This window comes from Variovorax sp. J31P207 (assembly GCF_030316965.1).
Taxonomy (GTDB): Bacteria; Pseudomonadota; Gammaproteobacteria; order Burkholderiales; family Burkholderiaceae_C; genus Variovorax; species Variovorax ginsengisoli_B.
Genome location: NZ_JASZYN010000006.1, coordinates 232,830 through 257,092, shown reverse-complemented (window position 1 = coordinate 257,092; position 24,263 = coordinate 232,830). Strand labels below are relative to the sequence as shown.

The following is a 24,263-nucleotide window of genomic DNA, read 5'->3' as shown; positions in this document are numbered from 1 at the left end:
CGCTCAGGCGGCGATCAGCGCCTCGACGCGGCGCAGGCCCTCGATGGTCTTGACGCAGGCCTCGGCCGCCTCGGTGCCCTTGATCGCGAAATGCCGGTGGAAGTACTTGCGGTGCTCCACGTGCTCGTGGAAGTGGTGCGGCGTCAGCACCGCCGACAGCACCGGCACGCCGGTCTCGAGCTGCACCCTCATCAGCGAATCCACGACCGTGGCGGCCACGAAGTCGTGGCGGTAGATACCGCCATCCACCACCAGCGCGCAGCCGACGATCGCTGCATAGCGGCCCGAGCCGGCCAGGCGCTTGGCATGCAGCGGGATCTCGAAGGCGCCGGGCACGTCGAAGACGTCGATGGTGTCGACCGGCACGCCGAGGCGCTTCATCTCGGCCAGGAAGGCGTCGCGCGCCTGGTGGACGATGTCCGAATGCCACTGCGCCTGCACGAAGGCGATGCGCTGGCCGCGCGGTGCATCGGCGGCCGGAACGGCGGAGAGGGGAAGGTCGTTGATCTGACTCATGGTTTGCCTTTGCAAGGATTGCCTGAATCAGGGCGCACGAACCCGCGGCAGGGGCCGGCACGCGACGGCGCCGACCCCGCCACGGGGTCGCGCTCTCTTTCATCCGGACTGTCACCGTCGGCCCCGGGATCGCACCGGGTCTGCTGACCCTGCGGCGAGTTGCGTCGCCGCAGGCGCTCGCGGGCTCGTGCAGCCTGGGCTGCCATCACCGCCGGTGGGGAGTTTCACCCCGCCCTGAGAACGCTTGCCTCGACGGTTGTCGAAGCAGCCCGGATTCTAGGCAAGTCGGCCGCTGCGCGCTGTCGCCCACGAGCCAAGCCCCATCGCGGGGCAGGGCCGCGCCACGGCGCATCAGCGGGCTGCCAGGAATTGCGCCATGCGCTGCAGCTCGTCGTCGAGCGCGGCACGGAACGCGGCGCCCTGCGGCTGGCCTGCGACGTAGCCGAAGGCGGGTTGCAGCCGGCCGTCGCGGGCCGGGACGTTGGCCCAGCCGATCACCTGGTCCCGCCACAGCATCGGCAGGGCGTAGTAGCCGAACTGCCGCTTCGCAGCCGGCGTGTAGGCCTCGAACTTGTACGTCCAGCCCCACAGCAGCGTGAAGCGGCGGCGGTCCCAGACCACCGGGTCGAAGGGCGCGAGCAGGCGCAGTTCGTCGTCCGGCGTGTGGCGCTGCGAGCGCGGGTTCTCGTCGGCCGGCCAGTACCAGGTCGTGCCGTCGATGCGGCAGCTGGCGAGCTGCTCGCGCGCCAGCGCCAGCGCGGCTTGCGTCTGTGCCGACAGGTGCGGGGCGCCGTAGCCGAGCAGCCGCACCAGGTAGGTGAGGCTCGCGGCCGGCAGCGGTGCGTACTTGCGCACGATCAGGTCGACCAGCGCGGCGGCGCGTCGGGCGCGGCCGGCCGGGCTGTCGTCGGCGGGCGGGTGGGCCACCGCCTCGTAGATGCGGGTGCCGCTGTCGCGCCGCTGGACCCGCAGCAGGCCGCGGTAGTGCATGTCGTCGAGCAGGTGCGTGCTGGCGTTGCTGGAGCCGCCCCAGTAGTTCTTCATGCGGCCGTGCGCGAATTGCAGCTCGACCGCGCGCGGATGGACCGGCCCGCGCTCGCGAACGAAGGCCAGCACCTCGGCCGCCTTGCGCCGGGTCTCGGCATCCCAAGGGCGGGCGGCCTCGCGCGGGTGCATCAGCGCCAGGTGCTCGCGCGGCAGGAAGCCGTAGTTCACCAGGCAATCCTCCTCGACCGCGAGTCGCGCGTAGCGGCCTTCGAGGTCGCCGGCGCGATAGTCCCTGACGCGATGGCGCAGGGTCAGGTCCTGGGCCCGCGCCGGGGCGCGGATCGGGTCGGCCTGCACGAAGCCCAGGCGCCGGATCGCGGCCGGCAGCGTGGTGGGCGCGAAGAGGGTGCGCGCCACCGCGTAGCGGCGCAGGTGGTCGAGCGTAGGGTCAGTGGGCATGCGCTCGTCAGCCGAGCAGCGGCATGCCCGTGAGCCATCCGTGGACCTTGAACAGGAAGGCGGCATACACGCCCAAGCCCCCGACCACCACGACGATGTCGTTCACGGCGCTCGGCGGCGCACCGGGCACGCTGCGCGGCACCGCGCGGCGCTTGACGGAAATGCGGTCGGCCACTGCCCAGGCGAGAAAGGCGCCGAACAGGAGCACATCGGCCAGCGTGCCGTTGGCCAGCAGGTGGGCGGTGGCCCAGAGTTTCACGGCCAGCAGCATGGGGTGCCGGGCCGCGCGTTGAATGCGCCCGGGCAGGTAGGCGGCGAAGAGCAGCGGAAACACCGGCAGCATCAGCAGCAGCGCGAGATGCCGCAGCCCGGTCGGCGGTGTGTAGAGCACGACGGGGGCCTGGCGGGCCAGGCCGTAGCCATGGATCAGCAACAGCAGGCCGGCCAGCGAGGCCAGGGCGTACATGCCTTTCCAGGCTCGCTCGCCGCGTCGCGCCACCTGCGCATCGCGCCAGGCGGGCGCGACGATCGACACGGAGTGGATGCCGAGGAACAGGACGAGGCCGAGGACGAGAAGGGACATGATGAGGACTCCGGATGGCGGCGGGAAGAGGGTGGCGTGTCTTTTACCCTTTGTCCAGGACCAGGATGGCGAATGCCGCACCACCAGGAATGATGAACATGCCGCTGATCGATGACTTCTTGCCCGTTTTTCAGTTCCGCGAGCGGCACGCATTGATCACCCGCGCGACGCCCAAGGCGCTGCTGAACGCCGTGCTTCTTCCGGGCGTGGCCGAAGATCCTTTGGCGCGGTTCTTCATCCGCCTGCGCGAGGCGCCGGACCGGCTGCTCGGCGCCCGAAGCGGCCTGGCCGGGCGCCCCGCCTTCGGCATCGAGGACTTCATGATCCTGGGCCGCGACGCCGACCGCGAACTCGCCTTCGGGCTGGTGGGACGCTTCTGGCAGCGCGACTACGGCCTCGTCACGCTGGCCCACCCGAGGCAGCAGTTCGCCGGCTTTTCCGAACCCGGGCTGGCCAAGCTGGTGCTGAATTTCAGCACCGAAGCGCTGCCCGGCGGACGCACGCGGCTGACGACCGAAACCCGCGTGCATTGCATCGACGCCAATGCACGGCGTCACTTCACGCCGTACTGGTGGCTGATTCGTCCGGTCAGCGGATTGATCCGGCGCCGTCTGCTGGTGCGGATCGATGATGCCGCCCTGCGGGCGCATCATCGATGAAGGCGCTCAGACCGCGCTGCGATGCCGCTCGATGCAGGTGACCAGCGTCTCTTCGCCCGAGCGCTGCCACCAGTCCAGCGCCGAGAAGATCTCGACCTCGCTGAAACCCTCGAAGCCTGCGGCCTCGACCCAGCCGCGGATCTTGCGCAGCTCGACCACGCCGTCGCCCATCATCCCGCGGTCCGACAACAAGTCCCGCGTCGGCGTCAGCCAGTCGCAGACATGGTAGGCCAGCAGGCGTTCGCGGCCGGCCCGAGCGATCTGCTGCTGCAGCTTCGGATCCCACCACACGTGATAGATGTCCAGCGCCACGCCCAGCATGCCCGAGCGTGCGGCGTCGAGTTCGTCGCACAGGTCGAGCGCCTGCTCCAGCGTGTTGACGCAGGCGCGGTCGGCTGCCTGCATCGGGTGCAGCGGTTCGATCGCCAGCGGCATGCCGACCTGGCGCGCGTAGTCGAGCGAGGCCGCGATGCCGTCGCGCACCTCGCCGCGCGCGCGGCCGATGTCCTTGTAGGCGGCCTTGCCGTCGAGCGCGCCGGGGAGGGCGCCGACCACCAGCACCAGGCAGGGGGCGTCGAGCGTCTTCGCCTCGTCGATGGCGCGGCGGTTGTCGTCGAGCGCGGCCCGCAGGCCGGCCGCATCGGGCGCCGGGAAGAAGCCGCCGCGGCAGTAGCCCGAGAGCCCGATGCCATGGGCCTTCAGCTGCCTTGCGACTTTGTCCAGCCCGACCGCGGCGACCTGGTCGCGCCAGGGGCTGATCGCGCGGATGCCGTGCGCGGCACACTGGTCGATGATCCGGTCCAGCGGCACCTCGGCGCCGCGCTGCTTGCGGATCGTCGCGGTGTTGATCGACAGCCAGTCGTGGTTCTGCGAGAAGTCGCGCATGGCCGGCCTCACCCGTCGACGCCGTGCAGCGCAAGCAAGGTCTTCATGCGCCGCACCGCCAGTTCGGGCTGCTCCAGCAGGTTGGCCGCATCGGCGAGCCGGAACAGTTCGGCGAAATGCTGCAGCGAACGCGTGCTCTGCTGGCCGCCGACCATCGTGAAGTGGCTCTGGTGGCCGTTGAGCCAGGCCATGAAGACAACGCCGGTCTTGTAGAAGCGCGTCGGCGCCGCGAAGATGTGGCGCGACAGCGGCACCGTGGGGCCGAGGATGGCGTGGAACTTCTCGACGTTGCCCTGCGCCAGTTCGCCCAGTGCCGCGCTCGCGGCCGGCGCGATGGCGTCGAAGATGCCCAGCAGCGCGTCGCTCTGGCCGTGGGTCTTCTCGCTGCCGTGGCCGTCGCCCGCGATCAGCTCGGCGTAGTTGAAGTCGTCGCCGGTGTACATGCGAACGCCCGGCGGCAGCCGCCGGCGCATCGCGATCTCCTTGTCCTTGTCGAGCAGCGAGATCTTGATGCCGTCGACCTTGTCCGGATGGGCCGCGATGATGCCGAGCGCGGTGGCCATGGCGGCATCCACGTCCTTCGTGCCCCAGTAGCCTGCCAGCGCCGGATCGAACATGTCGCCGAGCCAGTGCAGCACCACCGGCTGCTTCGCCTGGCGCAGGATGCGGTCGTACACCCGCTCGTAGTCGGCCGGGCTCTTCGCGACCCGGGCCAGCGCGCGGCTGGCCATCACGATCAATTTGCCGCCGAGCGCCTCGATCGCCGCCATCTGCTCTTCGTAGCCGCGGATCACGTCGTCGACGCTGCGGACCTCGTCGATGTTCAGGTGGTCGGTGCCGCAGCCCGAGGCCACCAGCGCGCCCGGCACGTCCTTCGCCGCGTCGAGCGAGCGGCGGATCAGCTCGAGCGAGGTCGGCCAGTCCAGGCCCATGCCGCGCTGCGCGGTGTCCATGGCCTCGGCCACGCCCAGGCCCAGCGACCACAGGTGGCGGCGCAAGGCGATGGTGGCGTCCCAGTCGACCGCGCTTTGCAGCCAGGGGTCGATGGCGGCCAGCGGATCGGCCACCACGTGCGCCGCCGAATAGGCGATGCGGTTGAACTTGACGCCCGCGGGCGGCCGCACCGGTGCGCTGCCGCGCAGCGCGTACGGCGCCAGCGCGCCGCCGGCCACGGGGAGGGTGAGCGAGAGGGTCATGGCGATGTCCTCGTCAGATCTTCAGCGCCGGCACGTCGACCCAGCGCCGGTCCTTCCAGCTTTCGAGCGCGGTCTCGACCAGCTGAACGCCCTTGGCGCCTTCGGGCAGGGTCCACTTGTAGGGTGCGTTCTCGACCACGTGGCGGATGAAATGTTCCCACTGGATCTTGAAGCCGTTGTCGTAGACCTGCGAGTCGGGGATCTCCTGCCACTGGTCGAAGAAGTTCATGGTCTGCTTCTCGTCAGGGTTCCAGACCGGCCGCGGCGTGGCGACCCGCGATTGCGCGCGGCAGGACGACAGGCCCGCCACGGCCGAGCCGTCGGTGCCGTCGACATGGAAGGTCACGAGGTCGTCGCGCCGCACACGCGTGACCCAGCTCATGTTGATCTGGGCGATCACCGGCTCGCCGTTGTGGCCCTTGAGCTCGCAGGTGGCGTAGGCGGCATCGTCGGCGGTCGCCTCGTAGGGCTTGCCGTCCTCGTCCCAGCGCTTCGGGATGTGCGTGGCGCCGAGGCACGACACCGACTGCACCTCGCCGAACAGGTTGTCCAGCACGTAGCGCCAGTGGCACATCATGTCGAGGATCATGCCGCCGCCGTCTTCCTTGCGGTAGTTCCACGACGGCCGCTGGATCGGCTGCAGGTCGCCTTCGAACACCCAGTAGCCGAACTCCAGCCGCACCGACAGCATGCGGCCGAAGAAGCCGGCGCGCCGCAGCATGTCGAGCTTGCGCAGCCCGGGCAGGAACAGCTTGTCCTGCACCGCGCCGTGCTTCAGGCCCGAGCCTTCGGCCAGCCGGGCGATCTCGACCGCCTCGTTGAGGTTGGTCGCGATCGGCTTCTCGCAGTAGACGTGCTTGCCGGCGCGGATCGCCTTGGCCAGCAGGGTCGGGCGCATCTGCGTGGTGCCGGCGTCGAAGAAGATCGTGTCGTCCTTGTTCTCGAGCGCGGCGTCGAGGTTGGTGCCCCAGCGCGCGATGCCGTGGGCCTTGGCCAGGGCCTCGATCTTCTCGGCGTTGCGGCCGATCAGGATCGGGTCGGGCATGACCTTGTCGCCGTTCGAGAGCGTCACGCCGCCCTGGGCGCGGATCGCGACGATGGAGCGGATCAGGTGCTGGTTCATGCCCATGCGTCCGGTGACGCCGTGCATGATGATTCCGAGTCGTTGTTGTGCCATGGGGTTCTCCGCTGTAAGTTGGCTTAGGGGGCTGGCGACAGGCCGGCGGCCTTCACCAGGGTGGCGTTGCTGGCGATCTCGTCCTTGATGTAGGCGTCGAACTGCTCGGGCTTGAGGGTCCAGGCGTCGGCGCCCAGCTTCAGGAAACGCTCCTTGACCTCCGGGCTGGCGAGGGCCTTCGCGACCTCGTCGTGCAGCCGGTTGACGACCTCGCGCGGCGTCTTGGCGGGCGCCATCATGCCGATCCAGAAATTGAACTCGGAGCCGGGCACGCCGGCTTCGGCGGTGGTCGGCACTTCGGGCAGGGCGGCCGCGCGCTTCGGCGAGCCGACCGCCAGGGCCAGCAGGTGGCCTTCGCGGATCTGGCCGATGACCGGCGCGATCGGCGAGAAGTAGTAGTCGACCCGGCCCGACAGCACCTCGGTCACGGCGTCGGCCGAGCCCTTGAACGGGATGTTGGTGGCGTCGATCTTCGCGGCCAGCTTGAACTTCTCGGCGTTCAGGTGGGTGGCGCTGCCCTGGCCGGCGGAAGCGAAGTTGATCGTGCCCGGCTTGGCCTTGGCGGCGGCGACCAGTTCCTTCAGTGTCTTGATGTTCTTCGATGGCGAGATCACCAGCGCGTTCGGCAAGGTCGAGATCGGCGTCACGCCGGCAAAGTCGGCGACCGTGTCGAAGGGCAGCTTGGCGAAGGTCGAGGGACTCACCGTGTGCGACGACGAGTGGATCATGATCGTGTAGCCGTCCGGCGCGGCCGTGGCCACGGCCTGCTGGCCGATGGTGCCGCTGGCGCCGCCGCGGTTGTCGATCACCAGCATCTGGCCCATGCTGGCGCTCATCTTGTCGGTGATGGCGCGGGCGATGATGTCGGTGGTGCTGCCGGCCGCGAACGGCACGATCACGCGGATCGGCTTGGTCGGGTAGGCCGTTTCGGCGGCCGTGGCGCCGAATGCGGCGCCGAGAGCGAGGCAGGCTGCGAGGCCGGCGCGTCGGGTGAAGGGCATGGAGTCTCCTTGTGGCGGGGGGTGAAGCGAGCGGCTACACGAGGGCAGGCGCTTGCGAGAGGGGTTGCAGGCTGTTGAAGTCGGGGTCGGGGCCATGCGCGAAGCCGGGCTGCGCCAGCGACCCGATCGCGATCCGGCCGCCGCGGATCGCGAGCCGCGGCGGTCCGCCGGCGCTCTCGTAGAGGTCGCCATGGGCCGCGGCGAAGGCCTGCTGCTCGGCGGTCGGGGCGGTGCCGAAACCGTCGACGTAGTGGTGGCCGTTGCGCTCGCAGTGCACCAGGCCCAGCAGCGATGCCAGCGCCAGGTCCTGCTGCACGGCCAGGCCGGCCTGGCAGGTCAGGTCTTCGGCCGACATGAAGCAGCGGTCGCTGGGGTCGCGGGCCGTCAGGTTCCACTGATCGCAACGGGCGCGGTTGAGCACCGCCTTGTAGAGGCCCTTGCAGCCCTTGCTCGAGACGCCGCGCCAGCCATGCGCGCGGCCGACCGGAAAAGCGTCGAGCGTGCCGTCGGCCTCGTCGAGCAGCAGCGGGGCCGGGGCGCCCAGCCCCGCCAGCGCGCCTGTCATGCTGGCTTCGCGCGGCAGCGGCTGTTCGATGTAGAGCAGCGCTTCGGGCCGCGCGGCCAGCCGGGGCAGCGTGCGCAGCCCGGCGCACAGCGCCTGCAGCGCCGCCATGTCGGCGTACTGCTCGTTGCCGTCGAGGCTGAAGCGATGGCCGGGCGCGGCGGCGTCGAGTGCCGCCAGCACCGCATCGAGCCGCGCAAGGTCGGCGGCGGGGTCGCCGCCCAGCTTGATCTTGAAATAGCGATGGCCGTAGCGGCGCACCACCGCGGGAAGGCTGACCGGCAGCCCGGCCGCATCCACGGTGTCACCTTCGAGCGCATCGAGCATGCCGATCGTGTGGCGGGCCTCGAGATGGGCGGCAGGCGCCAGGCGCGCCAGCCATCCGTTCCAGTTCCAGCCGCGCAGGTCGTCGGCCAGCGGCGTGTCGCCGATGCCGACCAGGTTGCGCTGGAAAGCGACATGCATCGGCACCTTCATCGCGCGGCACAGCGCGTCGAGGACCGCGCGATCGAGCACCGCCTGGCCGAAGCCGGTGGCCAGCGCCGTGAGCCCCGCGGCTTCGCCCTGCATCGTCAGCGCCTCGTAGTGCCGGGCGAACAGGCCGAAGGCCGGCGCCGGCGCGCCGCGGGTGTAGGCCGCGGCAGCGGCTTCCAGCGCCAGTTGAAGGTGGCGGACATTGTCGGCCTGGGTCAGCCCTGGCCGCTTGTCGAACCAGCGCGGCACCATCAGCTCGGCGGCCCAGCCCTGGGCCGTGCCTTGCGCGCCGCAATCCACGGTGGCGCGCACGAACACCTGCGGGCAGCGGGTGAGCGTGACGGCGCCGAACTTGAAGGGCAGGCGCAAGGTCATCGCGCGCACGCCGAAATCGACGGCGAGAATGCGCACGGCCGGCGCGCTGGGCGAGGCGGAAGCGGTCACGGCAGGTGTCAGTGGGCGTCGAGCTGGCCCTGCGCGAAGAAATGCGCGCGCAGGGTCCGGGCATAGGCAGCGAAGCGTTCGGTGCCCATGACGTCGAGCGGCCGGGGCCGCGGCAGGTCGATGTCGTAGATGGCGGCGATCGACCCCGGGCGTTCGCTCATGACGATCACCCGGTCCGACAGGAAGATCGCCTCGGGGATGCTGTGCGTGATCAGCAGCACCGTCTTCTTCGAGGCCGACCAGATGCGCTGCAGCTCGAGGTTCATCTTCTCGCGCGTCATGGCGTCGAGCGCGCCGAAGGGCTCGTCCATCAGCAGCACCGAGGGATCGTGCAGCAGCGCGCGGCAGATCGAGGCCCGCTGCTGCATGCCGCCCGAGAGTTGCCACGGGTATTTGTTCTCGAAGCCGGCGAGGCCCGCCATCTGCATCAGCGCCCGGGCCCGCTCGCGCGCCGCGGCCTTGGGCAGGCGGCGGATCTCGGCCTGCAGCAGGATGTTGTCCTCGATGCTGCGCCAGGCCAGCAGCACCGCGCTCTGGAACACGATGCCGACGTCCTTCTGCGGCCCGGTGATGGGCTTGCCGGCCAGGGTCAGCGTGCCGGCGCTGATCGGCAGCAGCCCGGCCACCATCTTCAGCAGCGTGCTCTTGCCGCAGCCCGAGGGCCCGACCACCGAGACGAACTCGCCCTCGCGGATCGAGAAGTCGAGCGGCTTGAGCGACTCGACCGGGCCGTCCTTGCTCTGGTAGGTCTTGGCGACGCCGCGCGCTTCGATGAGTGTGTCCAGGGCCATGGGAAGCAGGTCAGTTGGTCGGCAGGAAGTCGAGCGTGACGTAGTCTTCGGGCTTGCCGCGGGTGGCCGCGTCCATGCCGCCGTACTGCACCAGCAGGTCGAGCGAGTCGTTGACGTTCTTCATCGCCACCCGGAACGGCCGCTGGTTGGCGGTGTCCTTGGTGTGATAGAGAGCCGCGCTCTGCTTCATGCCGACGATCAGGGTGTCGCGCACGCCGGCCTTGGGGTTGGCCTTGAGCATCGCGTCGACGGCCGCGGCCGGGTCTTTCTCGGCCGCCTCGGCCGCCCGCGTGGAGGCCCGCATGAAGCGCTTCACGAGGTCGGGGTTCTCGGTCAGCAGGTTCTTGTTGGCGATGATCCCGGAGCTGATCTGGTTGACGCCCGAATCGGCGAAGCGGATCGGCGTCACCGGCTTGCCGGTGGCGTCCTGCAGCTTGATCGCCTGGTCCATCACGTAGCCCAGCAGCAGGTCGGCCTGGCCGGTGGTCACGGCATTGAGCTTGGTCTGGGCGTCGCCCGAGACGATCTTGACCTGGTCGGGCTGGATGTTGTTGACCTTGAGGAACAGCGGCCACATCTGCGACATCGAGTCGCCCGGCGTGACCGCCACGGTCTTGCCGACGATGTCCTTCGGCGCCTTGATGCCCTTCTCGCTGAAGCCCATCACCGACATCGGGCTGACCTGGAACAGCACGCCGGTCGACTTCAGCGGCGCACCCTTGGCGGCGGCCTTGATCATGGTCGTGACGTCGATGTAGCCGAAGGTCGCCGAGCGGGCGGCCACCGCCTGGGCGGTGACGGCCGAGCCGCGGCCCTCCTGGATTTCCAGGTCGATGCCTTCGTCGGCGTAGTAGCCGCGCTCCTTGCCGAGGAAGAAGGGCGCATGCTCGCTGTAGAGGTACCAGTTGAGCATCAGCGTGACCTTGTCCTGCGGCTTGTTCTGCGCCTGCGCGGGCGTCACGGCGAGCACCAGGGCGGCTGCGGCGCCGGCGATCAGCGAAGTCATCATCTTCATGCTTGTCTCCTTTGGGATGTTGTTGCGACGGAACTCACTGGACGTGGCGCTGCGAGGCGTGCCACGGAATCATCAGCCGCTCGACCCCGTCGACGGCGACGAACAGGATCACGCCGATGCTCGACAGCACCACCAGCGCGGCGAACATCAGCGGCAGGTCGAAGTTGCCGTTGGCCACCTGCAGCACGTAGCCGATGCCCGAGTTGGAGCCGACGAACTCGCCGACCACGGCACCCACCACCGCCAGCGTGACCGAGACCTTGAGCCCGCTGAAGATCGCGGGCAGGGCCTGCGGCAAGCTGATCTTGAAGAAGGTCTGCAGCCGGCTCGCGCCCATCGAGCGGGCCAGGTCCAGCATGTCGGGCTCGACCGACTTGAAACCCATCACGGTCGACACCACCACCGGGAAGAAGCCCAGCAGGAAGGCCGAGATCACCTTCGGGAAGATGCCGAAGCCGAACCACACCACGAACAGCGGTGCGATCGCCACCTTCGGAATGCTCTGCGAGAACACCAGCAGCGGATAGACATACGACTCCACCAGGCGCGAATAGGCGATCACCATCGCGATCGGGATGCCGATGACGATCGTGAGCGCGAAGCCACCCAGGGTGGCGAGCGTGGTCTTCCAACTCTCGGCCAGCAGGCGCGGCCATTCGGCGCCGAGCATCTTGACCACCTCCAGCGGCGGCGGGACCAGGTAGGCCGGGATGCCGAAGACGCGGATCGCGAGATCCCACAGCACCAGCAGCATCAGGATGAGCAGGAAGGGCCGGAGCGCGGGCGCGAGCAGGAGATTGCGGAGCATCGACGAAGGAGGTGGGTTGACCTGGAATCGAACGGCGGCGCCGCGCAACTCAATTCACCAAAAAGTGAATTAGCAATTCTAGGAACGCCGTCGTCGGCCCGTCAACCGGCGAGCCACTAGGAGATACCCGTATCAGCGCAGCACGTAGCCGAGCACCAGGTCGGTCATGTGCGACAGGCGCTGCGCCATCGCCTTCGGCGCCCGCAGGTCGCGTCCGAACACCGCCGACAGGGTGTCGTTGTTCGACAGGTAGAAGTAGCACAGCGACGCGATCGAGATGTAGAGCTGCACCGGGTCGACGCCGGCCCGGAACAGGTTGTCGCGCCGGCCGCGCTCGAGCACGCCGTCGAGCAGGGCGACCAGCGGGGAGTTCATTTCCTGGATCCGTTCGGAACGCTTGAGATGCGCGGCCCGGTGCAGGTTCTCGCTGTTGAGCAGCGTAATGAACTCGGGATGCTCGAGGTAGTAGTGCCAGGTGAACGAGACCAGCCGCCGGATCGCCTCGACCGGCTCGACCTCGTCGAGGTGCAGCCGCTGCTCGGCCTGGCGGATGTCGGCGTAGGTGCCCTCGAGCACCGCCAGGAAGAGGTCGTCCTTGCTGCCGAAGTAGTAGTAGATCAGGCGCTTGTTGAGGCCGGCGCGCTCGGCGATGCTGTCCATGCGGGCGCCGGCCAGTCCGCGCTGCGAGAACTCGTCGCGGGCGGCCTCGAGGATCGCGAGCTGCGAGCGGTCGGCGTCGCGCGAGCGCGGTTCGGCGGCGGCCGAGGTGGAAGCTTTCATGGAGCGAATTTAACCAATTGGGGAATTAAGGCAAGCGGGCAGGGGCGAACGGATAATCCGGCACATCCCCGTTGCATCCAGATCAGAGAGAAAGAGGCGCCCTTCCATGAGTCAATCCCAACCTGCCGGCCACCTGATTGTCGAGTGCCTGGTCGAGCAAGGCGTCGAACTGGCCTTCGGTGTTCCCGGCGAGAGCTTCCTGGCGGTGCTCGACGGCTTCCATGCCTATGGCGATCGCATTCGCTTCATCGTCAACCGCCAGGAGGGCGGCGCGGCCTTCATGGCCGAGGCGCACGGCAAGCTGACCAACCGGCCGGGCGTGTGCTTCGTGACGCGCGGACCGGGCGCCACCAATGCCTCGATCGGCGTCCACAACGCCTTCCAGGATTCGACCCCGATGGTGCTTTTCGTCGGCGACGTCGGCAGCGACTTCCGCGATCGCGAGGCCTTCCAGGAGGTCGACTACGCGAGCTTCTTCGGCCCCAGCACCAAGGGCTTCGCCAAGCGCGTGGAGCGCATCGACGACGCCGACCGCATTCCCGAGTACGTGGCGCGGGCCTTCGCCACGGCCATGAACGGCCGCCCCGGCCCGGTGGTGCTGGTGCTGCCCGAGGACATGCTTCGCAGCATGACGGCCGCGCGGCCGCTCAGGCGGGTCGAGCCGGTGGCCGCCTGGAGCGACCCCGGCGCGTTGCGCACCCTGCGCGAGTTGCTGCTGAAGGCCGAGCGTCCGCTGGTCATCGCCGGCGGCGGCGGCTGGACGCCGCAGGCGGCGCAGGCTCTGCAGCGCTTCGCCGAGAACTGGAAGCTGCCGGTGGCGAACGCCTTCCGCTTCCAGGACACCTTCGACAACCACCACCCGCAGTACGCGGGCGATGTCGGCATCGCGATCAATCCGAAGCTGGCCGAGCGCGTGCGCCAGAGCGACCTGATCCTCGCGATCGGTCCGCGCCTGGGCGAGATGACCACCGGCGGCTACACGCTGCTCGAAGCGCCGAAGGCGAAGCAGACGCTGGTGCACATCCATGCCAGCGCGGAGGAGCTCAACCGCGTCTACCAGGCCGACCTGGCGATCAATGCCGGCATGGCCTCGGCCGCGCGCAGCCTCGAGGTGCTGAGCGCGCCGCCGGAGCTGCCCTGGGAGTCCTGGACCGCGGCTGCCCAGGCCGACTACCTCGCCAACCTCGAACCGCAGCCGCTGGCCGGCCTGCCGGCCGACGCGCCCCGCGGCGAGGTCGACATGGTGGCGGTGGTGCAGCTGCTGCAGAAGCACCTGCCGGAAGATGCCGTGATCACCAACGGCGCGGGCAACTTCGCCAGCTGGGTGCATCGCTACTTCCGCTACCACGGCCTGGCCAAGGGCCACAAGACGCAGCTGGCGCCCACCAGCGGCGCGATGGGCTATGGCGTGCCGGCGGGCATCGCGGCCAGCATCGCCACCGGCCGCATCGCCTTCACGATCGCGGGCGACGGCGACTTCCTCATGAACGGCCAGGAGCTGGCCACGGCCTCGCAGCACGGCGGCAAGAGCATCATCGTGCTGCTCAACAACGGCATGTTCGGCACCATCCGAATGCACCAGGAGCGCGAGTACCCGACCAAGGTCAGCGGCACCGCGCTGCGCAACCCCGACTTCTGCGCCCTGGCGCGGGCCTATGGCTATGCGGCCGAACGCGTGACCGCGACCGCGCAGTTCGAGGCCGCACTGCTGCGCGCGCTGGCGGCCGATACCGGGACGCTGATCGAGATCCCGCTCGATCCCGAGGTGATCACCACGCGCGGCACCCTGAGCGCCATCACCCGATCGGCCCAGGCGCAGGCCGCGGGACGCTAGGGCGAACACGCCCCAGGGGCGAAAAAAAAGCCGGCGGCTGCCGGCTTTCTTGAGGCAGGCGCGCGAGGCGCCCGCGGGCTCACTTGACGTGCTTGCCGATCAGCGAAGCCAGTTCGAACATCGACACTTGCGGCTTGCCGAAGATTTCCTTCAGCTTGGCGTCGGCGTTGATGTTGCGCTTGTTGGCCTTGTCCTGAAGGTTGTTCTTCTTGATGTAGTCCCACAGCTTGCTCACCACGGCGGTGCGCGGCAGAGGCGTCGAGCCGACCACGGCGGCGAGGGCCGCGCTGGGGGTCAGTGCCTTCATGAACGCAGCGTTCGGGGTGCGCTTCTTGGCGGGAGCCGCCTTCTTCGCAGGAGCAGCCTTCTTTGCAGGAGCAGCCTTCTTGGCGGGTGCTGCCTTCTTTGCAGGAGCAGCCTTCTTCGCCGGTGCAGCCGCCTTCTTGGCCGGAGCGGCCTTCTTTGCGGGAGCTTTCTTGGCCGGAGCCTTCTTTGCAGTTGCCATGGTTGAATTCCTTTTTTGGTTGGACACTTTCACCAATGAAAAGCAGTGTCTCCATCGGCATTGCGGATGCTAAAGGAGAAGAAACGCGTTTCCAAGGGAAAAAGCGACTTTTTCATTGGGAGCTGTTGTTTTTTCAGAGGGGGAGAAGCGGTGCCGTTCTCCTCGGAGCGGCCTCAGTTGCGGCGCGAGGGCCATGTCGCGAGCACGACGCCGAGCAGCGCGAGCGCGAAGGCGACCCCTTGCATGGTGCTCAGGCGCTCGCCGAGGACCAGCACGCCGACCACCGCGGCGCTCACCGGCAGCATCACCGTGAACACGCCGGCCTGCGAGGCCGGCACGCTCTTCAGGCCGGTCATCCAGAGCCATACGGTCCAGATGCTCGCCGCCAGCGCATAGACGAACAGCAGGCTCCAGAGGCCGATCGACACAGCGCCGAAGTCGAAGCGCAGCGCGAACCAGATGCCGAAGGGCGTCGACAGCACGAAGCCCCAGAGGTTGATCAGCGAGGAGATGCGCTTGGGTCCGAGCCGTCCGGTGAGCGACTTGCCGATCACCGCATAGGCGGCTTCGCAGACCACCGCGCAGAACACCAGCAGGTTGCCCAGCCAGGGCATCGAGGCCCCGGCCGCGGGCCCGGCATGCGCGCCGGCCGGCGCCGGGGCCAGCGCGAGCAGCCCGATGCCCAGCGCGGCGCAGGCGATCGCCAGCGCGACCCGCGTCGTGATGCCCTCGCGCAGGAAGACCCGGCTGCCGATCGCCACCACCGCCGGGATCGACGCCATGATCACGCCGGCCGACACCGCACTCGTCAGGCTGACGCCGAACAGCATGCAGATCGAGAACAGGAAGTTGCCGAGAAAGGATTCGAGGAAGACCAGCCCGCGGGTGCGGCGGGTCATCGGTGCCTCTCCAGGTGGCCGCCGAAGCCAGTGCGGCATTGCCAGCGCCGCGATGCCGAAGCGCAGCCAGGCCAGCAGCAGCACCGGAAAGGCGGCGACCAACGGTTTGGAAAGGGCGACGTAGCTGCCGACCAGCGACATGCTCAGGGCGAGGCAGCCATAGGCCACCAGGCGGCCGGGTGCGTGGGATGCGGTGTTCAATCGAGGCGTCGTTCCGAGGATGATTCGATGATGCCTGATTCCCCCCCGATACCGCGCCATGTCTTCGTCTACGGCACCCTGCGCGCCGGCGGCAGCAACGACATCGCCCGTTTCTCGCCCGCCCCGCTGCGCATCGGCGAAGGCGTGATCGCCGGCACGCTCTACGACCTGGGCGCCTATCCGGGCGCGGTGCTGGGCGGCGAGGGCTGGGTGCAGGGCGAGATCTACCGCATCGCGCCGGCACTCGAGGCGCAGCTGGATGCGCTCGAAGAGGTCAGGCCCGACGACAGCGGCGAGTACATCAAGCGCGAAGTGCAGGTGCGCGTGGCCGGGGCGGCGCTTTGCTGCCTGGTCTACGAGATCCATCCCGATCGCATCGCGGGACGGGCGCCGATCGCCAGCGGCGACTGGTTCCGGCGCGACTGAATGCACCTCTTGCGCGCAAGGTTTTCACGCGCGAAAAGTTCACTTCACATTGTGAAAACGCGAGGTGCTGCGCTGCAATATTTTTTCTCAATACGAGAAAATTAATTTTGCATTGAGAAAAACATCTGTAAGTTGTTGATTTTGCTCATGCAAAAATATGTCTTCTATAAGACATAAGAGTCCGGCTCTGACTTACAGTAAAGCCCAAGACGCGACAGCGCCCACCTCTCAATCAACCCCTCGGAGTGACCATGCCCCAGACCCTCACAGAACAACTGAGCCGCGAACAGCAGATTGCCGCCCTCGAAAAGGATTGGGCCACCAACCCGCGCTGGAAGGGCGTCAAGCGCGGCTACAGCGCCGCCGACGTGGTGCGCCTGCGCGGCTCGCTGCCGATCGAGCACACGCTGGCACGCCGCGGTGCCGAGAAGCTGTGGGAGAAGATCAACGGCGACGCCAAGAAGGGCTACGTGAATGCCTTCGGCGCCATCAGCGCCGGCCAGGCGATGCAGCAGGCCAAGGCCGGCCTCGAAGCCGTGTACCTGTCGGGCTGGCAGGTCGCCGCCGACGGCAACACCTCCGAAACCATGTACCCGGACCAGTCGCTCTACGCCTACGACTCGGTGCCGACCATGGTCCGTCGCATCAACAACACCTTCAAGCGCGCCGACGAAATCCAGTGGGGCCGCGGCGTGAACCCGGGCGACAAGGAGTTTATCGACTACTTCCTGCCGATCGTGGCCGATGCCGAAGCCGGCTTCGGCGGCGTGCTCAACGCCTTCGAACTGATGAAGAACATGATCGCCGCGGGCGCTGCCGGCGTGCACTTCGAGGACCAACTGGCCGCCGTGAAGAAGTGCGGTCACATGGGCGGCAAGGTGCTGGTGCCGACGCACGAAGCCTGCGAGAAGCTGATCTCGGCGCGCTTCGCAGCCGACGTGATGGGCGTGTCGACCATCGTGCTGGCCCGCACCGATGCCGAAGCCGCCAACCTGATCACCTCCGACCACGACGCGAACGACAAGCCCTTCCTGACCGGCGAGCGCACGCAGGAAGGCTTCTACCGCGTCAAGAACGGCCTCGAGCAGTCCATCAGCCGCGGCGTCGCCTACGCGCCCTATGCCGACCTGGTGTGGTGCGAAACCGGCGTGCCGGACATCGGCTTCGCCCGCGAATTCGCGCAAGCGGTGCACGCCGCCTGCCCGGGCAAGCTGCTCTCGTACAACTGCTCGCCGTCCTTCAACTGGAAGAAGAACCTCGACGACAAGCAGATCGCCTCGTTCCAGGAAGACCTCTCTGCACTGGGCTACAAGTTCCAGTTCATCACGCTCGCGGGCATCCACATCAACTGGTACAACACTTTCCAGTTCGCCCACGCCTATGCCAACGGCGAAGGCATGAAGCACTACGTGAACATGGTCCAAGAACCCGAATTCGCGGCGCGCGACAAGGGCTACACCTTCGTGTCGCACCAGCAGGAAGTCGGCGCCGGCTACTTCGACGACGTCACCACCGTGATCCAGGGCGGCTCGTCCAGCGTCAAGGCGCTGACCGGTTCGACCGAGGAAGAGCAGTTCCACTGAGAGCTGACGGTCGCTGATTGACAGCCCCGCGTGAGCGATCACGCGGGGCTTTTTTTGTCTTGGTGGGGGGCATCCAGGAACTCCGGGGTGCGTGCCGAGGGCACCGGGTGGCCCCCTCCGCGAATGTCCCCCGCCTTCGGCTCCTCCTTTATTTCGCTGCGGGGGCCACCCGGTGCCCTCGGCACGGGTAGCAGGAGGTGGTTCCAGCCAATGAACGACGGCCGTGATGGCGCACACCGTCGGCGTGAGCCCGCCCCGACCCAGGAATCGAACTAGTCCGCCGTGCGCAGATCGCGCACCCCGCGGCCCAGCCGCTGGCGCAGCAAGGCGCGCAAGGTGACGCCTTCGGCATAGCCCACCAGCGTCGCGATCTGCTCCAGGCTCTTGTCGCTGGTCTTCAGGAGGTGCACGGCGCGCTCGACCCGCAGGTCCTGGAAGTACGACAGCGGCGTCTTGCCGAGCACCTGCTGCATGCGGCGCGCCAGCGTGCGCTTGCTGGTGCCGGCGGCGCTCGCGGCCTCGTCGAGCGAGAAGCCCTCCGCGAGCCGGCCGCGGGCCCAGCGCTCGAAGCGCTCGACGGTCGCATCCGAGTGGCTCAGGTGATCGGTGATGACATAGGCGGACTGCGAGGGCCGCGAGTCGACGATCAGGTACTTCGCCACCAGCGCGGCGAGCTCGGGGCTGGCCTGTCGCACCAGCAGCAGCGCCATGTCGACATGGCTCAGCGCGGCGCCCGCGGTGACGAAGGCGCCGGAGCTGACCAGCATGCGAGACTCTTCGAGCCGGACCGCCGGATAGCGCTGGCGGAACAGGTTCGACAGCCACCACGTGGTGGTCGCGCCCTGGCCATCGAGCAGACCCGATTCGGCCAGCACGAAGGTGCCGATGCAGGCGGCGGCGATCCGCACGCCGCCCGCCGATTGCTCGCGCAGCGCGGCCGTGGCGTCGGCGATGTCGCGCCGCTGCAGCGCCACCTGGAGCCCGTCGGGCATCTTCTCGCCGATCGCCGGAATCACGGTCCAGTCGGGCGTGCCTGCCTGGCCGGCCGGCAGCACCGGCACGCCGAGCCCCTGCGCGGTGCGCACCTTCCGCCGCATGCCGACCAGCACGACCTCGAACGGCGGCACCGCGAGGCCGAGCATGCCGGCCAGCTCGTTGGCGGTGCCGAAGACGTCCTGCACCGTCGCCAGCCCGGTATCGAACACGCCATCGAGTGCGAGGATGTTGATTTTCATGGCAATAACGATAGCAAAGATGTCAAAAATGCCAATAGGGCGAATCCGTGGCGGGGCCTAGAGTGAACGCCGGTCGACGCAATCTCGCGCAACCGCATTCACCGGAGACTTTCATGATCAAGTACGCACTGTTCGCCCGCCTCGAAGCCAAGCCGGGCAAGGAAGCCGAGGTCCAGCAGTTCCTCGAAGCCGGCCTGGCCATGGCGCGCGACGAGAAGACCACGCCCATCTGGTTCGCGCTGCGCCTGTCGCCCAGCGTCTTCGGCGTCTTCGACGCCTTCGAGGACGAAGCCGGGCGCCAGGCCCACCTGAGCGGGCCGATCGCCCAGGCGCTCATGGCGAAGGCGCCGGACCTGTTCGCCAAGCCGCCGTCCATCGAGCCGATCGAGGTCCTGGGCCTCAAAAACGCCGCCGCGGCGAGCTGACGGCGCTGCGGATAGAATCTGCGGCTCCATCTCAGCACCCCACAAGAGCGAGAAAGGCACCCTGGTTATGACACCGCGAACTACACCGCACGCAACGAGCGGTCTTTTCCCCGAAGGAAAAGGCCGGTAGGCCGCGCGCGCCGGAAATCCCCGGCCCATCAACCAGAGCAAAGCGCGGTCTCGTACCGCGCTTTTTTGTTTTCTCGACGAGGTTTTCCAATGATCCAGATCACGCTTCCCGACAACTCGCAGCGCGAGTTCCCCGGCCCGGTTTCGGTGGCCGACGTTGCCAAATCGATCGGTCCCGGGCTGGCCAAGATGACGGTCGCCGGCAAGGTCGACGGCCGGCTGGTCGACGCCAGCGACATCATCGACCACTCGGCGAAGCTGCAGATCATCACGCCCAAGGACGACGAGGGCCTCGAGATCATCCGCCACTCGACGGCCCACCTGGTCGGCCACGCGGTCAAGCAGCTCTACCCGACGGCCAAGATGGTGATCGGCCCGGTGATCGACGAAGGCTTCTACTACGACATCTCGTACGAGCGTCCCTTCACGCCCGAGGACATGGAGGCGATCGAGAAGCGGATGCGAGAGCTGATCGCGCAGGACTACGACGTGGTCAAGAAGATGACGCCGCGCGACGAGGTGATCGACGTCTTCAAGTCCCGCGGCGAGGACTACAAGCTGCGCCTGGTCGAGGACATGCCCGACGAGCAGGCGATGGGCCTCTACTACCACCAGGAATATGTCGACATGTGCCGCGGCCCGCACGTGCCGAACACGCGCTTCCTGAAGGTCTTCAAGCTCACGAAGCTGGCCGGCGCCTACTGGCGCGGCGACGCCAAGAACGAGCAGCTGCAGCGCATCTACGGCACGGCCTGGGCCGACAAGAAGCAGCTCGACGACTACATCAAGCGGATCGAGGAGGCCGAGAAGCGCGACCACCGCCGGCTCGGCAAGGAACTCGACCTGTTCCATATCGACGAGGCCGCGCCGGGCCTGGTGTTCTGGCACCCGAAGGGCTGGTCGATCTGGCAGCAGGTCGAGCAGTACATGCGCAAGATCTACCGCGAGACGGGCTACCAGGAGGTCAAGGGTCCGCAGATCCTCGACAAGAGCCTGTGGGAGAAGACGGGCCACTGGCAGAACTACCGCGAGAACATGTTCACGACGGAGTCGGAGAAGCGCGACTACGCCCTGAAGCCGATGAACTGCCCGGGCCATGTGCTGATCTTCAAGTCGGACCTGCGCAGCTACCGCGACCTGCCGCTGCGCTACGGCGAGTTCGGCCAGTGCCACCGCAACGAGCCGTCAGGCGGCCTGCACGGCATCATGCGCGTGCGCGGCTTCACGCAGGACGATGGCCACGTGTTCTGCACGGAAGACCAGATCCTCGAGGAATGCGTGGCCTACACGGCGCAGCTGCTCAAGGTGTATGCCGATTTCGGCTTCACGGACATCCTCTACAAGGTCGCGACGCGGCCCGACAACCGCATCGGCTCCGACGAACTGTGGGACAAGGCCGAGAACGCGCTGATGGAGGCGCTGCGGCGCTCGGGCGTGGAGTTCGTCATCTCGCCGGGCGAGGGCGCCTTCTACGGCCCCAAGATCGAATACACACTGCGCGACGCGATCGGCCGCCACTGGCAGTGCGGCACGATGCAGGTCGACTTCAACATGGCCGAGCGCCTGGGCGCCGAGTACGTCACGGAATCCAGCGGCCGCGCCCACCCGGTGATGCTGCACCGCGCGATCGTCGGCAGCCTCGAGCGCTTCATCGGGATGCTGATCGAACACCATGCCGGCGCACTGCCTGCGTGGCTCGCTCCGGTGCAGGTCGCGGTGCTCAACATCAGCGAAAACCAGGCCGATTACGCTGGGGAAGTTGCCAAAACGCTGCAGAATCAAGGGCTTAGAGTGGCGCTCGACCTGCACAACGAGAAGATTACGTATAAAATACGGAAGCATTCGTTGCAAAAGCTGCCTTACATCCTCGTCGTAGGCGACAAGGAAAAGGAAGCAGGTGCCGTCGCAGTGCGCGCCCGGGGCAATCTTGACCTCGGTGCCATGTCGGTGGAAGCGTTCTCCCAAAAGATCGCCCACGACATCCAACACAAGCTTTGAATTTGAACGAGTTCAAGGGCTGATTCTGTGATCAGGTGGCTTGTGGGCGCGGACTTTGAAGGCAATCGCTACATTTTTTGTAGCATATTGTTTGAAGGATTCTGACCATCGCTACTGCATTCCGCGACCGCCGCCACCGCGAGGAACGCCAACACCGCCTGAACCGGGAAATCATGGCCCCGGAAGTCCGCCTGATCGGGCCCGAGAACGAGCCATTGGGTGTAGTGAGTCTTGCCGAGGCCTTGCGCCTGGCTGGTGAACAAGACGTCGACCTGGTCGAAGTCGTCGCGGCGGCCAATCCGCCCGTCTGCCGCCTGATCGAGTACGGCAAGTTCAAGTACCACGAGCAGAAGAAGGCGGCCGAGGCGAAGTCGAAGCAGAAGGTCATCGAGGTCAAGGAAATCAAGTTCCGGCCCGGTACTGACGATGGTGACTACAACATCAAGATGCGCAACATCCGGCGCTTTCTTGAGGATGGTGACAAGTGCAAGATCACGCTGCGGTTCCGCGGTCGTGAAATCACCCACCAGGAACTCGGCCTGGCGCTGTTGCAGCGCATTCGGGACGAACTCGCCGACCTGATCGTCGTCGAGCAGTTTCCGAAGCTCGAGGGCCGGCAGATGATCATGATGATCGCGCCGGGCCGCAAGAAGGCGGGTGGGGCGGCCAAGCCGGCTGCCGATGCGGCGGCGGTGCCGACGGCGGCGCCCGCGGCTGCCTGAGTCCGGCGCAGGCCGGCAAGTTGTTGCAGGGATTTCGCTGTGGCCTTTGCCTTCGGGTGAAGGCGGCGGCGGGATGAAGAAGTGTCTCGGGGCCAACAAGCCCGCGGAGTTTCCGCGGCGCCTCACGAGCACAAACTAAAGGAGCATTCACATGCCCAAAATGAAGACCAAGAGCAGCGCGAAAAAGCGTTTCCGCGTTCGTCCCGGTGGCACCGTCAAGCGCGGTCAAGCCTTCAAGCGTCACATCCTGACCAAGAAGACCACCAAGAACAAGCGCCACCTGCGCGGTGCCACGGCAGTTCACGAGACCAACATGGTTTCGATGGCCGCCATGTTGCCCGGTAGCGGCATTTAATCCAGACGAACAAGGAGTACACACATGCCTCGCGTCAAACGTGGTGTAACGGCTCGCGCCCGCCACAAGAAGGTTCTCGCACTCGCCAAGGGTTTCCGCGGTCGCCGCGGCAATGTCTTCCGCATCGCCAAGCAGGCGGTGATGAAGGCGGGCCAATACGCCTACCGTGACCGCCGCACCAAGAAGCGCGTGTTCCGTCAACTGTGGATCGCGCGTATCAACGCCGCCTCCCGTGAACTGGGCCTGACCTACAGCCAGTTCGCCAACGGCATCCGCAAGGCGGGCATCGAGATCGACCGCAAGATGCTGGCCGATATCGCTGTGCACGACAAGGCCGCTTTTGCCGGCATCGTGGAGCAGGTCAAAGCCAAGCTGGCTGCTTGATCCTGCACAGCAGAGCGCCGTCCCCGGACGGCGATCTGCGCCCACGTCAAGGGCTGGCGCTTGAAAGGGCTCCAGCCCTTTTTTCATCCTGCGGCAGCCCTCGCATTTCTTTTTTGATCTCGAAGAATTTCTCCATGAACGAGCTGGACTCCCTGGTCGACACCGCCCGTGCCGCCTTCGCCGAAGCGAAAGCCCCGGCCGAACTCGAGAACGCGAAGGCGCTGTTTCTCGGCAAGGCCGGCCGCATCACCGAGCTGATGAAGGGCATGGCCGCGCTCAGCGTCGACGAGAAGAAGTCGCGCGGCGCCGCCATCAACGTCGCCAAGCAGGCCATCGAGGCCGCGCTCACCGCGCGCCGCCAGCAACTGGCCGACGACGAGCTCGCGGTGCAGCTGCGGGCCGAGGCGCTCGACGTCAGCCTGCCCGGCCGCCGCCGCGTGGGCGGCGGGCTGCATCCGGTGAGCCGCACGCTGGAGCGCATCGAGGCGATCTTCTCGAGCATGGGCTTCGACGTCGCCGACGGCCCCGAGGTCGAGAGCGACTGGCACAGCTTCACCTCGCTCAACAACCCGCCGAACCATCCGGCGCGCTCGATGCAGGACACCTTCTACGTCGACATCGACGGCGAGGACGGCGTGCCCTACAACCTGCGTCCGCACACCAGCCCGATGCAGGTGCGCTACGCGAACCAGCACGTCAAGAAGTACGCGGCGCAGTTCGCGGCCGCGGCCGCCGACACCACCGGCACGGTCAAGGCGCCCGAGATCCGCGTGATCGCGCCGGGCCGCACCTACCGCGTCGACAGCGACGCCACGCACTCGCCGATGTTCCACCAGTGCGAAGGCCTGTGGCTGGGCGAGAACGTGAGCTTCAAGGACCTGAAGGTCGTCTTCACCGATTTCTGCCGCACCTTTTTCGAGAGCGACGACCTGGTGCTGCGCTTCCGCCCGAGCTTCTTCCCCTTCACCGAGCCGAGCGCCGAGATCGACATCCAGTTTCAGAGTGGCCCGCTGGCCGGCCGCTGGCTCGAGGTCGCGGGTTCGGGGCAGGTGCATCCGAACGTGGTGCGCAACATGGGGCTGGACCCCGAGCGCTACATCGGCTTCGCCTTCGGGATGGGGCCGGACCGGCTCACGATGCTGCGCTACGGGGTCAACGACCTGCGCCTGTTCTTCGACGGCGACCTGCGCTTCCTGAGCCAATTCCAATAAACGACTAGAACGAGTACGA

25 protein-coding genes and 1 riboswitch are annotated in these 24,263 nt (G+C 67.4%); of the genes, 10 read left to right on the top strand and 15 right to left on the bottom strand.

The genetic code is table 11. The features are described 5' to 3' along the window. Positions 1 to 3: 3 nt before the first annotated feature. The 3 genes from QTI68_RS21790 to QTI68_RS21780 form a co-directional block, all read right to left on the bottom strand. Positions 4 to 516, bottom strand: coding sequence for a 6,7-dimethyl-8-ribityllumazine synthase (locus QTI68_RS21790; RefSeq protein ID WP_286524390.1), 513 nt, complete (start codon positions 514 to 516; stop codon positions 4 to 6). A gap of 87 nt (positions 517 to 603) precedes the next feature. After that, a riboswitch (FMN riboswitch) is annotated at positions 604 to 762 on the bottom strand. A gap of 105 nt (positions 763 to 867) precedes the next feature. After that, positions 868 to 1,962 (bottom strand): DNA glycosylase AlkZ-like family protein, encoded by a 1,095-nt coding sequence (locus tag QTI68_RS21785; RefSeq protein WP_286524388.1) that lies wholly within the window; start codon positions 1,960 to 1,962, stop codon positions 868 to 870. A gap of 7 nt (positions 1,963 to 1,969) precedes the next feature. Beyond that, complete coding sequence (locus tag QTI68_RS21780) at positions 1,970 to 2,545, bottom strand: NnrU family protein (protein ID WP_286524386.1); 576 nt, start codon at positions 2,543 to 2,545, stop codon at positions 1,970 to 1,972. Positions 2,546 to 2,643: 98 nt separating this feature from the next. Between QTI68_RS21780 and QTI68_RS21775 the strand changes: the two genes are divergently transcribed. After that, positions 2,644 to 3,204 carry a hypothetical protein gene (locus QTI68_RS21775; protein ID WP_286524384.1) on the top strand — a complete coding sequence of 187 codons (561 nt, stop codon included), beginning with the start codon at positions 2,644 to 2,646 and terminating at the stop codon, positions 3,202 to 3,204. Between the two features lie 6 nt (positions 3,205 to 3,210). Here the strand turns inward: QTI68_RS21775 and QTI68_RS21770 are convergent, their stop codons facing one another. From QTI68_RS21770 to QTI68_RS21730, 9 genes are all read right to left on the bottom strand, one after another. Next, entirely contained in the window at positions 3,211 to 4,089 is an 879-nt protein-coding gene (locus QTI68_RS21770) for a sugar phosphate isomerase/epimerase family protein (protein WP_286524381.1), read from the bottom strand. A gap of 8 nt (positions 4,090 to 4,097) precedes the next feature. Next, a complete protein-coding gene (locus tag QTI68_RS21765; RefSeq protein WP_286524379.1) occupies positions 4,098 to 5,285 on the bottom strand; it encodes a dihydrodipicolinate synthase family protein in 1,188 nt (395 codons plus the stop codon). A 13-nt stretch (positions 5,286 to 5,298) separates the two neighbouring features. Further along, the gene (locus tag QTI68_RS21760; protein ID WP_286524376.1) at positions 5,299 to 6,462 is read right to left on the bottom strand and encodes a Gfo/Idh/MocA family protein; all 1,164 of its coding nucleotides are present in this window, start codon (positions 6,460 to 6,462) and stop codon (positions 5,299 to 5,301) included. A 23-nt stretch (positions 6,463 to 6,485) separates the two neighbouring features. Beyond that, the gene (locus tag QTI68_RS21755) at positions 6,486 to 7,463 is read right to left on the bottom strand and encodes a tripartite tricarboxylate transporter substrate binding protein (RefSeq protein ID WP_286524373.1); all 978 of its coding nucleotides are present in this window, start codon (positions 7,461 to 7,463) and stop codon (positions 6,486 to 6,488) included. Between the two features lie 34 nt (positions 7,464 to 7,497). After that, positions 7,498 to 8,943, bottom strand: coding sequence for an enolase C-terminal domain-like protein (locus tag QTI68_RS21750; protein WP_286524371.1), 1,446 nt, complete (start codon positions 8,941 to 8,943; stop codon positions 7,498 to 7,500). Between the two features lie 8 nt (positions 8,944 to 8,951). Continuing rightward, entirely contained in the window at positions 8,952 to 9,734 is a 783-nt protein-coding gene (locus QTI68_RS21745) for an ABC transporter ATP-binding protein (protein ID WP_286524369.1), read from the bottom strand. A 10-nt stretch (positions 9,735 to 9,744) separates the two neighbouring features. Then, positions 9,745 to 10,749, bottom strand: a complete 1,005-nt coding sequence (locus tag QTI68_RS21740) for an ABC transporter substrate-binding protein (RefSeq protein WP_286524367.1) — start codon at positions 10,747 to 10,749, stop codon at positions 9,745 to 9,747. 34 nt (positions 10,750 to 10,783) lie between these two features. Further along, a complete protein-coding gene (locus QTI68_RS21735) occupies positions 10,784 to 11,557 on the bottom strand; it encodes an ABC transporter permease (RefSeq protein ID WP_286507517.1) in 774 nt (257 codons plus the stop codon). 132 nt (positions 11,558 to 11,689) lie between these two features. Beyond that, positions 11,690 to 12,337 (bottom strand): TetR/AcrR family transcriptional regulator, encoded by a 648-nt coding sequence (locus QTI68_RS21730; RefSeq protein ID WP_286524365.1) that lies wholly within the window; start codon positions 12,335 to 12,337, stop codon positions 11,690 to 11,692. Positions 12,338 to 12,443: 106 nt separating this feature from the next. On the opposite strand from QTI68_RS21730, the gene QTI68_RS21725 reads away from it, so the two are divergent. Further along, positions 12,444 to 14,171 carry a thiamine pyrophosphate-binding protein gene (locus tag QTI68_RS21725; RefSeq protein ID WP_286524362.1) on the top strand — a complete coding sequence of 576 codons (1,728 nt, stop codon included), beginning with the start codon at positions 12,444 to 12,446 and terminating at the stop codon, positions 14,169 to 14,171. Between the two features lie 79 nt (positions 14,172 to 14,250). Here QTI68_RS21725 and QTI68_RS21720 read toward each other — a convergent pair whose 3' ends face one another. Beyond that, positions 14,251 to 14,676 (bottom strand): SWIB/MDM2 domain-containing protein, encoded by a 426-nt coding sequence (locus QTI68_RS21720; RefSeq protein WP_286524872.1) that lies wholly within the window; start codon positions 14,674 to 14,676, stop codon positions 14,251 to 14,253. A 173-nt stretch (positions 14,677 to 14,849) separates the two neighbouring features. Further along, positions 14,850 to 15,776 (bottom strand): DMT family transporter, encoded by a 927-nt coding sequence (locus tag QTI68_RS21715; protein WP_286524361.1) that lies wholly within the window; start codon positions 15,774 to 15,776, stop codon positions 14,850 to 14,852. Positions 15,777 to 15,806: 30 nt separating this feature from the next. Between QTI68_RS21715 and QTI68_RS21710 the strand changes: the two genes are divergently transcribed. Together QTI68_RS21710 and aceA are read left to right on the top strand one after the other, a co-directional pair. After that, positions 15,807 to 16,202: a gamma-glutamylcyclotransferase family protein gene (locus tag QTI68_RS21710; protein ID WP_286524871.1), complete on the top strand. Its 396-nt coding sequence runs from the start codon at positions 15,807 to 15,809 to the stop codon at positions 16,200 to 16,202. Between the two features lie 251 nt (positions 16,203 to 16,453). Next, positions 16,454 to 17,785, top strand: a complete 1,332-nt coding sequence (gene aceA, locus QTI68_RS21705; protein ID WP_286367339.1) for an isocitrate lyase — start codon at positions 16,454 to 16,456, stop codon at positions 17,783 to 17,785. Between the two features lie 272 nt (positions 17,786 to 18,057). Here aceA and QTI68_RS21700 read toward each other — a convergent pair whose 3' ends face one another. After that, complete coding sequence (locus tag QTI68_RS21700; protein ID WP_286524359.1) at positions 18,058 to 19,020, bottom strand: GlxA family transcriptional regulator; 963 nt, start codon at positions 19,018 to 19,020, stop codon at positions 18,058 to 18,060. A gap of 113 nt (positions 19,021 to 19,133) precedes the next feature. Here QTI68_RS21700 and QTI68_RS21695 point away from each other — a divergent pair, with 113 nt between their 5' ends. The 6 genes from QTI68_RS21695 to pheS all read left to right on the top strand — a co-directional run bounded on the left by QTI68_RS21695 (position 19,134) and on the right by pheS (position 24,244). Next, on the top strand, positions 19,134 to 19,445 hold the full coding sequence (locus tag QTI68_RS21695) for a putative quinol monooxygenase (protein WP_286524358.1): 312 nt from the start codon (positions 19,134 to 19,136) through the stop codon (positions 19,443 to 19,445). A gap of 219 nt (positions 19,446 to 19,664) precedes the next feature. Further along, on the top strand, positions 19,665 to 21,572 hold the full coding sequence (gene thrS, locus QTI68_RS21690; RefSeq protein WP_286524355.1) for a threonine--tRNA ligase: 1,908 nt from the start codon (positions 19,665 to 19,667) through the stop codon (positions 21,570 to 21,572). Positions 21,573 to 21,670: 98 nt separating this feature from the next. After that, entirely contained in the window at positions 21,671 to 22,294 is a 624-nt protein-coding gene (gene infC, locus QTI68_RS21685) for a translation initiation factor IF-3 (protein WP_286524869.1), read from the top strand. Positions 22,295 to 22,445: 151 nt separating this feature from the next. Next, complete coding sequence (rpmI, locus tag QTI68_RS21680; RefSeq protein ID WP_028253491.1) at positions 22,446 to 22,649, top strand: 50S ribosomal protein L35; 204 nt, start codon at positions 22,446 to 22,448, stop codon at positions 22,647 to 22,649. A 24-nt stretch (positions 22,650 to 22,673) separates the two neighbouring features. Next, entirely contained in the window at positions 22,674 to 23,033 is a 360-nt protein-coding gene (gene rplT / locus QTI68_RS21675; RefSeq protein ID WP_012747009.1) for a 50S ribosomal protein L20, read from the top strand. Between the two features lie 134 nt (positions 23,034 to 23,167). Next, positions 23,168 to 24,244, top strand: a complete 1,077-nt coding sequence (gene pheS / locus QTI68_RS21670; protein WP_286524354.1) for a phenylalanine--tRNA ligase subunit alpha — start codon at positions 23,168 to 23,170, stop codon at positions 24,242 to 24,244. Positions 24,245 to 24,263 lie beyond the last annotated feature (19 nt).